This window comes from Solibacillus sp. FSL K6-1554 (assembly GCF_038005185.1).
Lineage (GTDB): Bacteria > Bacillota > Bacilli > Bacillales_A > Planococcaceae > Solibacillus > Solibacillus silvestris.
Map to the genome: position 1 here is coordinate 652,522 of NZ_JBBOSS010000001.1, position 14,942 is coordinate 667,463.

A 14,942-nucleotide genomic window follows, 5' to 3' on the forward strand; every position below is an offset into this window, starting at 1 on the left:
CCAATAAAGAAATAGGAGTGATACCATTGAATCCAATGAACACATTAACAGACTTTAAGGAATGGTTAACAAAACGTGATAAGAGTGCAGAAACAATTCGAAGTTATCTAGCAGCTGTAAAACGCTTTATAAGTTTTAAGCAGGAGCAAACGAATGGGCCTGTGTTAGTCAATCAAACAACTGAGGAAGATGTTCAGGCCTTTGTATACCACTTACAAACCAAGAAACAGTATAAGCCAGCTAGTATTAATGTGATGTTAAATGCGCTTCGAACATACTTCAAATATGCAGAGCGTAATGAGTGGATTAAAACCAATCCTACGACACATATTGAAAGTGTCAAAAATCATAAACAACGTCGAGACTATCTAACAACTGAAGAAGTGCAGCAATTACTAAATGTGATTGATCATCCGATTGCTAATTTAATTGTTCGGACTCTCGCATTTACAGGTTTACGTATTAGCGAGTGTCTAGCATTAGAAATAGAAGATATCGATTTTGTTAAAAACCTTATCTATGTACGTAAAGGTAAAGGAAATAAGCCAAGAGTACTTCCTCTTTCTGCAGCATTAAAACCGCACCTATTAGAGTACATTGAAGGGCAACGATCCTACATCAAAGACAGCCAAAAATTGTTTGCGACACAAAAAACAGGTGGATTTTCAGCAGTCTACATCAATCGAATACTAAACGAAGCGACAGCAAAACTAGGCTGGGAAAAACATGTCACAGCACACACACTACGCCATTCCTTTGCCTCTGAACTGGTACGACAAAGTGTGGAACTACCAAAAGTCGCAGCATTACTAGGACATAGTGACTTTAGAACGGTAACTTCAATTTATGTTCATATTGCAGATGAAGAGTTACAAAAAGCAGTTGAACTGATCCAACTTTAGGAGGAATAAGCGATGTTGAAAGAAGCAAAATTCGTTTCACCAGAGGAAGATGAGCGTGTTCAACTCATCATCACAGAGTTAATGAAAGGGAAGTCGCGTGATGAAGTAGCGGCTTCCTTAGAACATAAAAGCTATAAATCTTTAGATGTATACATGCGTAGAAGGGGTTATCGTTACGATAATAAATCACAAAATTATATTGCTGATGTAGGAAATGAACCGATTGAAATCTCTTCTTCCAAGTCTAGCAGGGTTATTCAATTATTAAGTGAATATCCAGATCAGTTGGAGTTAGTCTGTAGAAAGTCAAATTTCAAAGATATGAATGAATTGGCAGCTTACATGACGAGTAAAAACTACAAATGGAATAGTGAACAGCAAAACTATGTCAAAATGACAGTAATAACAGTCGATGGTGAAGACAATTCACTAGTCGAATCAGAACCATTGATATCAGATAATAAACTGATGCAACAAAGTGATTTTGCAGAGTTTCTTCCTATATTAAATATGCTTAGAAGTAATGAAGATCGGTTGGTGGAATTGTTAATGCCATATGGCAAAGGTGCTACCTTACCAAGATTCACAATCGAGGGAATTCCAAAATCAAAAACCGTACAGATGGTTCATACGCTAGGTGATTTGGTAACTGAATATTCGAATGAAAAGAACATTTCACAACGAGATATTTTTGAAGTAGCATTAATTGAATTCTTCTCTAAATATGGCTATGAAAAAGAAGTTGAGCGATTACTAGCTGTTAAATAATTGTGGCAGAGGATGATATCATTCTCTGCTTTTGTTGTTGGATATATAAATTATGAGAATGTAGATTCCAAAAACCCCGAAACCCCAATTTTTTTGTGGGAGAGACATGGAAGTTTTTTAGTATCGTATCTACTGATTTATTCAGTTACCAATATATTAATAGATTTTATTGCATTGGTAAATTTGTTATAATTTTCATATAAAGTAAGATATTTATTTTAGGAGGATACATATATGAAGTTATGGAGAAACATATTTATTTCGTTTATTAGCATCGTCTGTATTTCAGTAATTTTCTTTAGTAAGGAAAATAACGCATTAGCTGCTGAGGATGATTTAGGAAATTTTACTGATGTACCAGTAGATAAAGTGTGGAAGGTTACTTTTAATCAGGAAATAGATCCAAATACTATACATAACATAGGAGTAGGTCTTGATGGAGTTTATTTAGATACTATTATTGTTGAATTGGGTGAAGATAAAAGGACTGTTTATGTTAAAAATACAGAATCCTATAATTTTAATTCGCATTATGTATTAGATTTTAAACGAAGTCTTAAATCCCTAAACGGAATATCATTAAAAAATTATCAATATGTTACGTTCTCCACAAAAAAGGAAATAATCGATGTGGGAGACGGTGAAAAATATGGAGAATGGACTGTATACAAAACTGAAGATAATTTCAGATTTTTTATAGATGATGATAGTAAGGACTATTTATTTATCTATCGTGATGCAGAGAAAATTTTTATAGATATTGAAAAGTACTTTAACCATAACATGACTCAAGTTGTTGATGTTTATCTTCGGAGAACTGGAGATAGAGGAGGAGCATTCTATAGTTCCGGTGATAATACTATGCAAATATATCCTCACCATTTTGGTGATGATACTAGATATCATTTTTCTCATGAAGCTGTTCACGCCATTACTGACAGTATTTGGAATATGGATGTTTTAATGGGGAAAGATGAACTTTGGATTGTTGAAGGAATTGCAGAATACGTTCCTAAACATCATATTGATTTTCCAGCATGTAGTTCATGTGGTGAATTAAAGCCATTAAAGTATGGCAAGGAAGAATATATTTATCGATTTAATAATAAGTCACATAGAGAAGACTTAGTTCAAATTGATAACCTTTTAGAATTAGATCAAACAAAAGACACTCATTCTTACTTAGCATATGAATCTATGATTTATTATCTCGTAGAAACATATAGCTGGGATCAATTAATGAACTTTGTTAGTGATAGATCTAATGGAAAGTCTAATGAAGTAGCATTAAAAGAAAACTTTGAGATTACTGAATCTCAACTAATAATAAACTGGAAAGCTTACTATCGTTTAAAATAATAAGATTTACGCTGATGGAACTTTGATTCTGTTAGCGTATTTCTTAATTAGTTCAAAGTTCTATTGATCTATAGGATAGTAGAAAATATACTAAACAAATCCTAAGTGGAAATAAATAACATACTCGGAATTCGAAATTTATTCGAACTTGCGCTTGTTCCAAATCTATAGGAAGGTTGGTTAACCGAATCTACTTTTACATGACAGAGAATTTTTTTTGTTTATCTTCTCCAAAAAAATTGGGGTTTTGGGATTTTGGGGAAGGTTTAGTTGTAACAGATGGAGTTGCTTTCTATTGAAATGACTTTTTTGAAAATATCTGCTTTTAGTATGTATTGCAACTTTTGTTTTTGATTTTCTATGGAACTTCTATTGGTTGAGCAACAATAGTTAGAGAAGCCTTGATTTTATTAGGTTTATGTGACCTTAGTTTTAGTCAGAATTTAGGTTGGATTAGTGCGATTAACCCTACTACTGTTGAAGTAACATTCAACCAAGCTGTTGAAGCATTAGCTAAAGCTGATATTGTTGTTACTAATCAAGAATCAGGCAACAAACAATACATCAAAACAGCAACTTTAGCTGAAGATGGAAAATCTGCAACTGTAGAATTCTACGATGCATTAACTGAAGCTACATATGATGTGGCTATAACTATTGGTGACGTAACTGCTAATTCAAGCTTCGATTTCGTTCAAAGTGAAGCAGCAACAATCGAATTAGCAGCACAATCAGTAGTACCTACGAAAGAAGTAGCTTACAAAGTACTTGATAAGAATGGCTTAGATATTACTTCTACTGTAACTGTGGATGTTCAATCTGATAAAACTATCTTCACTGCTTCAAAAGGAAAAGTAATTGTTAATTCTGGTGCTACAGGATCAGCATTTGCTAAATTTGTAGTGAAAAATGACGCTGGTAAAGTCATTGCTGAATCAGCACAAGTAAAAGTAACTGTAGCTACTGCTGCACCAACAACTGTAGCCGAGTACTGGACTTTAGCTGCAAGCTCGGCAGTATTGGATGAAACAACTTATGCATCTGAAACAACTGAATTTAAACAAGATAACACTGTAAACCTTGAAAGTGCTCCTGAATACTTAAACGTTTCAGTATTAGACCAATTTGGTAATGATATTGCTCCCGCAGCACCTTTAAAATATGAATCACTTGATACTGATATCGCAGTAGTAGATGCTACAACTGGTAAAGTGACACCACGTAAAGCTGGCAAAGCGCCTGTACGTGTAACTCTATCAGATGCGAATGGTAAAACGATTGCAACTAAAACTATTGAGTTAACAGTAGCTGCGAAAGCTGAATTAACTGCACTTGAGCTTTCTAAAGAAGAAGTATCATTAACTACAACTTCAGGTGTTAATAGTACAACTGTTACAGTTAAAGCTATCGATCAATTCGGTGATCAATTTACTGTAGGTTCTGGTTTAGAAACAGAAGTAGTATCTTCCAAAGAAGCTGTAGCAACTGCTACATTCGATGGATCAACAGTAACAATCAATGCTATTGGTGAAGGTACAGCTACATTAACAGTGACAGTTGGTGAAATTTCAAAAGAAATCACTGTATCTGTAACTGAAGCTGGTGAAATCGCATCTTACAATGTAACTGGATTGAAATCAGAGTTGTTAGTTGAAGACACTGACTCAACTGATGAAGTTGATGAAACTTCGTTTTCATTAAAGGTTACAGGTGTTGATGCTGACGGATTAGCTACTGAAGTATTAGCATTTGGCGATGACTATACAATTGAAGTGAAAGACAAAAATGGTGATACTGTAGTTCAAAATGCAGCTAAATTTGAAGCGGCAGATTACCAAGATGAAGAAGGTCCATTCACAGTAACTGTTAAAGTTGGTTCATTATCAGTATTTACTGGGGAATTCAAAGTTACGGACAACCGTGTAGCTCCTGAATACTCAATCACTGATAATGACTTAGTCTTTACGTCGTTAGGCTCTGATGATGATTCTGATGCAATTAATACAGCTATTCAAAATCTTTTGGATTTCGATATTGAAGAAGGTGCAAGTGTTTCTGTTGATGCTGTAGAGTTTGTATCTAAGAAGGAAACGGTAATTACAGCTAATAATGTAGTTGCTGATGGTTCTACTCAAATTTTAGTAGATACTGTAACTATCACTTATGATAAAGATGGTGTTGGTTCGGATTATGACGAAGAAACATTTGAATTAGACTTCGGTGGCGAAATCTTTAATGTGCTTGTAGATTCATCTGCACCTGTCGTTGAAGTAGTAGCACCTACTACATTAGCTCATGATGCTCAACAACTCACGTATACTTTTAAAGCAACTGATGCAAGTAATTTAGAGTTTTTAGAAATTGATCATAGCTTAGAGGGAAGCTTACCAGAATTCAAATTATACCCAACTGAAAATCCTTGGGGAACTACAGAAGGTAAGAATCAAGCAGCAGGGCTTGGTGTAAGTTCAACTTATGACTCAGCAACAAAAACTTGGACACTTACATTTGCTGATGTTAACGAAGGTTCTTCTGCGTTAGATGCTATTAAGGCAGTAGATGGTTCATTTGATATCTATTATGTAGTAAAAGATATTCATGGTAATACTTTTGGATCAATGGATCCAACAACTTCTGATAATACAGTTTCTGTAGATGTATTAGCAGAACCTGCTGAATAAAACTAAACGAAACGTTACTTCACAAACTAGTAACCTAGTGAAAGAAGTGGACAAGACACCTTATGTGATTACTTACAGAATTAATTTTTGTATTGTACATTACATAGGGTGTTTTTTCTAACTGTTACTTTAAATTAGTAGGTGAAATTCCTACTCCTAACAACAGCCTTTTGTTATGTGCCTAATCCTCCTGCATCCAGTGAGAGTCTAACAACTCGAAGGGATGAAGTCAGGTGAAGTCGTACTCGAAAGAGGCGGAGTTCCTTAAAATGTGGCTATGGTCAGGCAGACGAATCCATGTAGGCAGGGCGAGAATGGTCTAGATAAAGGCTATTCTCGCTTTTTCTTATTAGTAAAGATGAAACCCGTATCAAATGACTCTTGAAATATTTAATATAAACATGATAGAACGTATGTTCTTTTAATAATTCAAAGCCCTAATTCCCATTTGAGGAGTTAGGGCTTGTTCTAATTCAAGGAGGAATTCACATGGAAGAAAAACAAAAGAAACAACCAGCAAAACGCATCCAACTAGTCGATGTAGTACTAGAGAGAAAGGGATCGCAGCTGTTCAGTGGTAGACGTGTACGCTCACCTGAAGATGCTGCAAACATCATCCGTGACTTCATCGGAGACAGCGACAGAGAGCGCTTTGTGGTGTTAGGAATGTCAACTAAGAACGAGCCACAGGTGCTACAAGTCGTTCACACAGGATCAATAAATGCGTCGATTGTACATCCAAGAGATGTCATGAAAGCTTTGATTTTAGCAAATTGTGCAAGCTGCGTAGTAGGGCATAACCATCCAAGCAATGATGTAACACCATCACCAGAAGATATTGATGTCACTTCTCGATTAGTAGAAGCAGGTAGAATTCTTGGTATTGATGTAATGGATCATGTGGTGCTCGGTACGGACAAGTTCCTATCATTAAAAGAAAAAGGCTATATGTAAAGGGGTGTTCTTCATGAATGCATTTAAGCGATTATCAGAAGTGATGTTAGAAAAGTACGGTATCTCTGTTCCCCTTAGTGAAGTAGGAATGGAATCTGTCACCTTGTTTAAAGAGGAGTTTGATGAAAACCTAGTACCAGCAGGAATTATTGACCATTTAGAAGGTCCAATTGAAACAGAAAGTGCTAGTTACACGGATGAAAATAGTGATGAATTCCTTGTGATTTTAGTGGAAACGGATTCTGTTGATCCTTATGAAGTTTGGTTACTAAATGGTGAAGTTCAACATGATTTTTTAGATACGGTTGAATAATCAACTCGCGACATTTCTTACAAATAACTCACGTCAAAAGTAAATAGCTAAATCCATGAAATTGTAAAGTTCATGCCGCACATGGTATGAGCTATTTTTGTGTGCCTAAAAACTGACGTCATTAATATAAAACTGTAGTGAGTGGGTCACATGAAAGGAGGTGATCTTCATGTGGGAGAAAGTTTTAGTAAGCGCACTGATTGCAGTTTTAACAACCGTGGCAAGTGAGTTAACAAAAGAAACAAGCGATGAAAAGAAGGATTATGAATCGAAGTAACGTGTAAAATACGTTGCTTCTTTTTTTATTTTAGGAGGCAACAAAGGATGCAAAATCAAAGACTAAATCAATTCCGCACATGGTTAGAAGAGGATGGAAGAGCTATATCCACTGTCTGCAGTTATGTGAGTGATGTGAGTAAATTCAATCAGTATTTAATGGAGAAAAATGTGGATTTAGCTGTACCGATTAGTCGCTTCTATTTTATAAGTTATATGAAACATCTCGAAGCAGAAGGAATGGCGATTAGTACCCGTAATAAAAAGGTGAATTCACTGAAGGTGTATAATGATTGGTTGTTCCGAAATAGAATGGTCAATGAAATCTTCATTAGCATCAAAAAAGATAAAGTAAAGGTTGCCTATGGTTCAGAAGCAGAAGTAAGCGTATTGAATGACCAACAGGTGGAACAGTTCCTTTTCTACCTAGAAAAAGAAATACAACGAAATAAGCTAATAGGCTACCTACTACTGTACACAGGAATTCGTGTAAGTGAACTTGTCCACATTCAGCTAACAGATGTGGATCAATTGACTTCCCATCTCACCGTAAGGGGAAAAGGTGGAAAAGTACGAGAAATTCCACTGCGAAAAGATGTGCTTGAAGTCATGAAACAGTACATCAAAGGTGAACGAATGCAAAGCAAATTCGCAGACAGCTCCTACCTACTCCTCAGTCAACGAGCAGAAAAGATACACAGGGATGCAGTCAGAAGATGGCTGGATCAAGTTGGCTCAGCCCTAGGCTTTCACATCCATCCACACATGCTAAGACATACATTTTGCACAAGATTGATTAGAAATGGTGCTGAAATTAGTACTGTTTCCAAACTAGCTGGGCATGCAGGCATTAATATGACAGTCAAATATTACATCAATACATCAAAAAAAGAGAAGCAGAGTGCTGTCGACCTCTTATAATCGAATTGAAAGAAGGGATACAAAGTGAAAATTATTCACTGTTTAAGTGATATTGAGAACCTTAGAATTGAAAACCAACTACCTAAACCACTAATAAAAGTAATTGAACATGACTTTTTAGCAATATATGAAGCAGAACCAGATGATGTTTACTTGTTAAACTTCCGCTTGCCATTAGGGCAAGCTCTTTTTGTTTTCGAAGAAGAAGATGATGTACTGGGTAAACTAGATGATCCATTTACCACAGAATATATAGAAAAAATTGTGAATGATAAAATAGAATATTATCGTTGTGGATTACGAATAGGACTAACTATGCAACTCTACTATTCATTAAAAGGTATTCATAATGCAGAAACGGAGGAATGGCTTCTTGAACAATCTGAATGGAATGAATGGATTAATGATTTATGATGTTTGAACCGAATAAATAATTTTGCATGGCAAAAGCAATTGCCGAGGAACTATTAGTTGGACACGAACAATTCATACTGAAATATTTTTGAAAAGTACGAACAATTAACAGACTTACCTATAAAATGGGGATGGTTCAAGTAGACCATGTCATGATACTTTTTCCTGGAGATTGTTAATGAATTATAAGTAAATATTTCAAATAGCAATTCAAATAATAAAGTTAGAAACATTTAAATTAAAAATTTCAACGCTACAATTACATTTATTAGAATTCATCATTAGAAGGGAATTGAAATGAAAATTTAAAATTAAAGAAGGAGGACTCATAATCGAAAACTGATTGTGAGTTTTTTTGATGTTCACAAAAAATACACATTTATAAAATCTTGTAAAAAACTGATATACATACTACTTTTAAACGGATTTCACTAATTTCTGATCTACGGGAGGGATTGTCCATCGACCCTTAAAATTTCTAAGCCGTTTAGAGCCCATTCACCATAAAATAATAAAATTAGTAAATCGTATCCATAATTTTACTTTTTGAAGCTTTTTGTTATTTTTACTAACATGCTAAAGCATTGCAACAATTTACCGTTGGAATTATATTTGGAATGTCGACGAGAACAAGTCGTACTTAAAAACTCGTTGAATTATTTTTTTTGGGAGGTAAGAGGAAATGAAATTAAATCCAGATGTAGATTTTGTAGAACTTTTGGAATCAGATGTATTAACAAAAAAGTTTTTAGCGAAGGCAGTTATTGAACTTGGGGCAAAAGCTTTAATTAATATGGTTAATGAAAAACTAATTAATCCCCATTTTACAGTTAGATTTGAAAATGACGATCCAGTTTCATTTTTGAATGATGATGAGTATAGTTACTTGAATTTATATTCTAATATTCTAGTAGTAAATAAACCATCTCAAAAGTGGGTGCAAGACGCACTTAAAATGGAAATTGAAAAGATTGTTGATCTCGATGAAATTGAAGAAACGGAATCGCGGTATAAGTTTCTGTTTTCTACAGGGGTAATACCTTATGCAAATACTATTGATGAAATCATATGGGGGATAAATGATGAAATTGGTCCAATGATTTCAAAGGGATTAGCAATATTAGAAATAGAAGATTACCAAGTACAATTTTCAATTAATAAAAGCTACTAACACATGGAAGGAGCATAAAAAATGTGCGCTATTAAAAAAACAATTCCTAAAGTAAAAGGTAACAAAATCATCAAAACAAGACCATTTACAAGGGAGGAGGAAAAAGCTACTAATGAACAAGCTGTACAGCAAGTGAACCAAAATGAAGCCGTTGTTGAAGAACTAGCGCCAGAGCCGTTAGAGCATCAAAACGAAGCTCTACTGACAGTGCAAAAACATGAAGCTATAGCTATAGAGCAACAAAATAAAGCTTTACCATTAGTACCACAGTCAGAACAGACTACTGATGAAAAAGTTGAAATCTTACGTGAAATTGCAGGGCATAAAAATTGGCTGAAAACGCTAAAACCGATTGTTCCAAAACAAAATACCAGCTTTTCTGAAGGAGACGGTGTAGTAACTGTTGTAAATGACCGTAATTCCAAACGAATAAAGCTAAAAAGTAAAGTTTTGAAAGGCATAAAAAGCCCTAATTACATCAAGTTTTATGTAACGGACAATGAATTTGTTGTACAAGCTAGTACAGCAGATGAGGCTGGTTCATATAAATTAAAGCTCGAAGGTAAAAGGAAATGCCTCATCTATAACACAGAAGTTATTCAGTTACTCGTTGAAATGTTTGAACTAGATTTTAGTAAAGGTACTTCTCAAACTTTCGGCGAAGTGATATTCAAAAATATTGATGGTGTTGAGTATGCAGTAATTTCATAAATACAGTTGGCAAAGACCATGTAGTAAATGAAGCCTTATAACCTCAAAAATAGACAGAATATTCTGTTAATATAAATTTAAGTTTCTGAAAATAATAAGTAATTGGAGGACAAATTAATGTCATTTTTAGCGAATCGATATAATACAGTGCAAGCAGCAAACCAAATTGAAGAGGATAAAATTATGCCAATTGAAGTTGTAGGGGTAGAAGAAACCGAATCTTATTTAAAAGTGAAATTTAAAACGCTACTAACAGATATTTCAGCAGTTACGAATTTGCAAAAAAATAATTCTCCTTTTTCGGTGATTAATAAATTCATTGATGCAGCCAATCCAGAAGCTGAGAGCATTGAAGAACTAATTGGAGCAAAGTTAGCAGCAGTTTTCAGTGTTAAACATCAAATGAGTTACACGTATTATAACATCACAGCAGCATTTCCAATGGAGTCAGCCTTAGAGGAACTTTTAGGTGATTTCGATCAATCTACCGATTCAAAAGAAGAGGTGTTTGAAGAAGAAATGCAACCAGTCCGTAAATCTGACTTGTCTTCAAATCTCGGGAAAAAAAGTATCGTTCCATCGGAGAAGCTATCAATAAGAAAACTAGGTGAAAAAAGTGGTAGAGCAGTAAATAAGGCTAAGCTAGCTCCTCGAATCACTCGGCAAATCAAACCACATGTGGAGCTTAATGCAGAACACATGTTAGAAGAAGACGATATCGAATACTAATTAATCAGATGTCGATAGGTAAAGTGAGTTTACAACCTTTACCTATCGAATTATAAAAATACTATTGGAGGAAATCATCATGTTGCAATTGAAAAACGATCAAACGAATAAACAACTATTAGATATTACACAAGACCTTAAAATGCAGGGTTACTCAGTATATAGCAGTTATAAAATTACACCGAAGAATGTGTACGTCAAAGAAGATGAAAGTAGTGAGTATAGTAAATTTTGTGACTTACTTTACATCGATCGTTGCATTCAAGACTACCGAACAGAAAAAGTGTCAGTTCAATTGTGCATACGTGTTCAGGAGCAAACGAAGTTTCTAACTTTTCCAATGAAGTTTTTGCAGCCAGCTGAACTTCTAGGGTTAAATGATTACGGGTATCCAATGTCCATTGATTTAGCAAAAATACTGTCTAAATATTTACTGAAGCAAGTGAAGCATGTGCCATTTGAAATTCACTACGATTCAATTGGCTTCCTTCAAAAAGAATCAGGTATCAAACCTGTTTACGCATTAGAGGATACATTTGGGAACGTAGATAATAAGAATTTTAAAGTCCATTCGCAATTGGCAAAATTTAATCTAAAACCTAATGGATCGCTAGAAGGGTGGATAAGAGGTGTTCAAAAGCACGTAGTCGGTCAAATTCCACTCGAATTCATTCTAGGTGTAAGTTTTTCAGCACTTGTTCTCGGCTACCAAAAGGTACAAGGAAAGCAAGTCCATACATCAATTTCCCATCTAGTTGGAGCGTCAACAACAGGGAAAACGACAGCAAGCCTACTAGCCATTTCTGTTTTCGGCAAACCTGCAAAAGAACAGGGGAGTTTGTACCAATCGTTCAATGCAACACAAAATTCGCTCATCAATAAGCTTGGTCATAACTACGGTGTGTGCTATGTCATGGATGAATTTTCAATGTCTCGCATTAAGGATACAACAAGCATGGTCTATACCATTGCGGAGGGTTACGATAAAGATCGCTTAGATGAAAATTCATCACTCAAAGATGCTGTGTCATGGGCAATGTCTCTCATTACGAATGGCGAAAACAGCATCCTTGAAATGAGTAATAAAAATCTAGGTTTAGAAGTTCGGCTGCAAGAATACAAAGACATAAAGTGGACAAGTTCTTCAGACCATGCAGAAAGCATCCATGATTTCATTATTGATCATTACGGGCATGCAGGCATAGCTTACGCCAAATATGTTGCAAGTGATTGGACAATGATTGATTTAGCTACGGATGATTGGACTGCTTACTTTAAAGAAAACCTTCCAGCATCACCGATTAAGAATCGATTAGCACCAAAGTATGCCACGATTTTAGCTGGACTTCAATTAGCGGGAGAAGCTTTAGACATGGCTTTTCATTTAGAAGAAGTAGCACATTTCATCATCGGAAATGAGGAAGAGCTTTCCTATAATCGTGATATAGCAGAATGGGTGTATGGTCTCGTAGTTGAACATATTTTAACTCATGAAGAGTGCTTTGAAATTGATGGGAAAGAGGAGTTACCTGAAACAGTCATCGGTAAAATCTCACATCACGATAATCGTCAATATAAGGTTAACATTAAAGCCGATTACTTAAAAAAGGTGCTTTCAAAATTAGGCTATTCGAATACAGCACTCATCTTCAAAGCATTAAAAAGGAAACCTTACTTCAAGTCGGAATTAAATCGACAGACAACCCGTACTGCTATTGCTGGGGAGCGAGAAGTAACTTACGAATTTTTAGTACCCAAAGATGCTTTTTAAAGTGCAACAAAGTAAATCTAAAATATATATCATCTTAATGAAGCAAGGGGTAGTGAGTAACGCTATCCCTTATACACAATAACAAAAGGAGAGATTACTGATGGTTCAACAAGTTGAAGAAATGATTGAAGTACCATTATATTTACCAACAATGAAGGAGTTTTTAGAGCGTTTGAAATTGAAGCAACGTAGCCAAGAAACGATTCGAGGTTATGAAATTGATCTACGTCAGTTTTTAGAATCGCTCAAAACAGCAAGTAATGGTCCAGTATTTGTAGACCAAATTACAAGCGAAAGCATTGAAATGTTCATTCAAATGAAGATTAAAGAAAGCATTTCTCCCACATCCATTAATCGTAAAATCTATGCCATCTCAAGCTACTGTAATTACTTAGTTCTAAAACGCTACCTGCCATTAAATCCTTGTAACGAAGTTGAACGATTAAAGGGAAAAAGCAAAGAACGTATTTTCTTATCAGCTGATGAAGTTAATCAATTAATTGAGAAAGTAGAGCAATCAATCATCAAATATGTAGTAATTCTAATGAGCTTTACAGGCTTACGCATAAATGAAGCAATTAACCTTCAAATAAAAGATGTTGATTTGGAGAAAAGCGTTGTACAAGTAATCAATGGAAAGGGGGGTAAAAATCGTACTGTACCAATCAGTGACGAGCTAAAAGAATTGTTGCAGCACTACTTGGATCGTGTGCGACCTAAAACAGAGTCACTCAATTTCTTTGCTACAGCGAAAACAGGGAGCATCAGCCAACAATACGTCAATGTTCAACTAAAGAAAGCAGCTAAAAAAGCTGGCATCGAGAAGCACATCACTAGTCACATCCTTCGACATTCCTTTGCATCACGACTGGTTCAAAATAATGTTCATGTAGCAATCATTCAACGCCTCCTAGGTCATTCAGATGTGCGAACAACATCGGTCTACATGCATGTTGATCAGACGGAAATGTTAGATGCAGTCAATCACATTAACTTTTCGCAAGTAGGTGAATCTAATGCTCGTTAATTATAAAGATGATGAAAAGCTTCAAAGCTACCTAGCAAGCTTTGCAGAAGGACTTTCTAGAGAAGAAATCGCAGATAAACACAATGTTCAATGGAAATCGATTGATATGTACTTTAGAAGGAGAGGATACAAATGGGATAATGAACTTCATACTTATGTAGTAAAGGAAGAATCATCGTCCATTGTTGAAACTGTCCCCTTAAACACAAAAGCAGCACAAATCGTTCGCTTATTAGATGTAAAGCATCCAAATATTAGACAAACGGCTAATAAAATGGGGTTTGAATCGATTGACTCGATGGGTGATTACATGAAATCAAACGGATACTTCTGGAATGATGATTTGAACAACTATGAATTTCAACCCGAATTAGTTGAAAAGAAGCAAGTGACTTCTTTTAATCAAACGAGCGAATACGTACAAGATGAACGAGCATTTTTAAATTTGCTTATGCAACATAAAGATCGCTTGTTAGATTTATTAGCAACGGAGCAGCAATTAAATACCTATCGATTTAGGGGGAATAAAGTGAATAAAACGCTAACCTTAACGTCTGGTGCGGTTACTTTGTTAGAAGACTATAATAAGGAATTCAACATTACTCAACGTCAAATTGTAGAATCGGCATTAGCTGAATTCTTTGAGCGGCATGGCTATTCCAATCAACTAAAAACTGTAACCATCTAAAATCCGTTTGTTCCGCTTACAAAAACCGTGTCGAAGCCTTGTCAGCCTTCAACTTTCCGACAATCCGTAGAAATTCGAAGAGCGAGCATTTTAACAACGATTCCTAAATTTTAATGGCAAACACAATCAATGAATACTATTAATTACAGGGAGGAAGATTAATCTAATTTATAATTCGCACTATATAATAGTAGAAACTCCATATAAAATATTGAGTACTGAGGAATTTCTAATTTAAAATGGATATAAAATTGCTA

General features: G+C 35.1%; 14 protein-coding genes. All 14 read left to right on the top strand.

Going from position 1 to position 14,942, the window contains the following annotated elements; genetic code table 11:
- Positions 1-35 precede the first annotated feature (35 nt).
- The gene (locus tag MHB58_RS03250; RefSeq protein WP_340735888.1) at positions 36-902 is read left to right on the top strand and encodes a tyrosine-type recombinase/integrase; all 867 of its coding nucleotides are present in this window, start codon (positions 36-38) and stop codon (positions 900-902) included.
- Between the two features lie 12 nt (positions 903-914).
- The gene (locus MHB58_RS03255) at positions 915-1,670 is read left to right on the top strand and encodes a hypothetical protein (RefSeq protein WP_340734660.1); all 756 of its coding nucleotides are present in this window, start codon (positions 915-917) and stop codon (positions 1,668-1,670) included.
- Positions 1,671-1,904: 234 nt separating this feature from the next.
- Positions 1,905-3,029, top strand: coding sequence for an Ig-like domain-containing protein (locus tag MHB58_RS03260; protein WP_340734661.1), 1,125 nt, complete (start codon positions 1,905-1,907; stop codon positions 3,027-3,029).
- A 644-nt stretch (positions 3,030-3,673) separates the two neighbouring features.
- Positions 3,674-5,710 (top strand): Ig-like domain-containing protein, encoded by a 2,037-nt coding sequence (locus MHB58_RS03265; RefSeq protein ID WP_340734662.1) that lies wholly within the window; start codon positions 3,674-3,676, stop codon positions 5,708-5,710.
- A 489-nt stretch (positions 5,711-6,199) separates the two neighbouring features.
- Positions 6,200-6,664, top strand: coding sequence for a JAB domain-containing protein (locus tag MHB58_RS03270; RefSeq protein ID WP_340734663.1), 465 nt, complete (start codon positions 6,200-6,202; stop codon positions 6,662-6,664).
- A 13-nt stretch (positions 6,665-6,677) separates the two neighbouring features.
- The gene (locus MHB58_RS03275) at positions 6,678-6,977 is read left to right on the top strand and encodes a hypothetical protein (RefSeq protein WP_340734664.1); all 300 of its coding nucleotides are present in this window, start codon (positions 6,678-6,680) and stop codon (positions 6,975-6,977) included.
- 324 nt (positions 6,978-7,301) lie between these two features.
- On the top strand, positions 7,302-8,174 hold the full coding sequence (locus MHB58_RS03280; protein WP_340734665.1) for a tyrosine-type recombinase/integrase: 873 nt from the start codon (positions 7,302-7,304) through the stop codon (positions 8,172-8,174).
- Between the two features lie 24 nt (positions 8,175-8,198).
- Complete coding sequence (locus MHB58_RS03285; protein ID WP_340734666.1) at positions 8,199-8,588, top strand: hypothetical protein; 390 nt, start codon at positions 8,199-8,201, stop codon at positions 8,586-8,588.
- A gap of 682 nt (positions 8,589-9,270) precedes the next feature.
- Entirely contained in the window at positions 9,271-9,759 is a 489-nt protein-coding gene (locus MHB58_RS03290) for a hypothetical protein (protein WP_340734667.1), read from the top strand.
- Positions 9,760-9,780: 21 nt separating this feature from the next.
- A complete protein-coding gene (locus MHB58_RS03295) occupies positions 9,781-10,470 on the top strand; it encodes a hypothetical protein (RefSeq protein ID WP_340734668.1) in 690 nt (229 codons plus the stop codon).
- Positions 10,471-10,587: 117 nt separating this feature from the next.
- On the top strand, positions 10,588-11,199 hold the full coding sequence (locus MHB58_RS03300) for a hypothetical protein (protein ID WP_340734669.1): 612 nt from the start codon (positions 10,588-10,590) through the stop codon (positions 11,197-11,199).
- A 79-nt stretch (positions 11,200-11,278) separates the two neighbouring features.
- The gene (locus tag MHB58_RS03305; protein WP_340734670.1) at positions 11,279-12,970 is read left to right on the top strand and encodes a DUF927 domain-containing protein; all 1,692 of its coding nucleotides are present in this window, start codon (positions 11,279-11,281) and stop codon (positions 12,968-12,970) included.
- A 100-nt stretch (positions 12,971-13,070) separates the two neighbouring features.
- Positions 13,071-13,997, top strand: coding sequence for a tyrosine-type recombinase/integrase (locus MHB58_RS03310; RefSeq protein WP_340734671.1), 927 nt, complete (start codon positions 13,071-13,073; stop codon positions 13,995-13,997).
- The gene (locus MHB58_RS03315) at positions 13,987-14,685 is read left to right on the top strand and encodes a hypothetical protein (protein WP_340734672.1); all 699 of its coding nucleotides are present in this window, start codon (positions 13,987-13,989) and stop codon (positions 14,683-14,685) included. Before MHB58_RS03310 ends, MHB58_RS03315 begins: the two co-directional genes overlap by 11 nt.
- Positions 14,686-14,942: the final 257 nt, after the last annotated feature.

Excerpts from the sequence above, each read along its gene's own strand:
- MHB58_RS03310 (WP_340734671.1), top strand. The coding sequence starts at position 13,071 with ATGGTTCAACAAGTTGAAGAAATGATTGAAGTACCATTATATTTACCA.
- MHB58_RS03260 (WP_340734661.1), top strand. The coding sequence starts at position 1,905 with ATGAAGTTATGGAGAAACATATTTATTTCGTTTATTAGCATCGTCTGT.
- MHB58_RS03315 (WP_340734672.1), top strand. The coding sequence starts at position 13,987 with ATGCTCGTTAATTATAAAGATGATGAAAAGCTTCAAAGCTACCTAGCA.
- MHB58_RS03250 (WP_340735888.1), top strand. The coding sequence starts at position 36 with ATGAACACATTAACAGACTTTAAGGAATGGTTAACAAAACGTGATAAG.
- MHB58_RS03290 (WP_340734667.1), top strand. The coding sequence starts at position 9,271 with ATGAAATTAAATCCAGATGTAGATTTTGTAGAACTTTTGGAATCAGAT.
- MHB58_RS03275 (WP_340734664.1), top strand. The coding sequence starts at position 6,678 with ATGAATGCATTTAAGCGATTATCAGAAGTGATGTTAGAAAAGTACGGT.
- MHB58_RS03280 (WP_340734665.1), top strand. The coding sequence starts at position 7,302 with ATGCAAAATCAAAGACTAAATCAATTCCGCACATGGTTAGAAGAGGAT.
- MHB58_RS03305 (WP_340734670.1), top strand. The coding sequence starts at position 11,279 with ATGTTGCAATTGAAAAACGATCAAACGAATAAACAACTATTAGATATT.
- MHB58_RS03255 (WP_340734660.1), top strand. The coding sequence starts at position 915 with ATGTTGAAAGAAGCAAAATTCGTTTCACCAGAGGAAGATGAGCGTGTT.
- MHB58_RS03300 (WP_340734669.1), top strand. The coding sequence starts at position 10,588 with ATGTCATTTTTAGCGAATCGATATAATACAGTGCAAGCAGCAAACCAA.
- MHB58_RS03270 (WP_340734663.1), top strand. The coding sequence starts at position 6,200 with ATGGAAGAAAAACAAAAGAAACAACCAGCAAAACGCATCCAACTAGTC.
- MHB58_RS03295 (WP_340734668.1), top strand. The coding sequence starts at position 9,781 with ATGTGCGCTATTAAAAAAACAATTCCTAAAGTAAAAGGTAACAAAATC.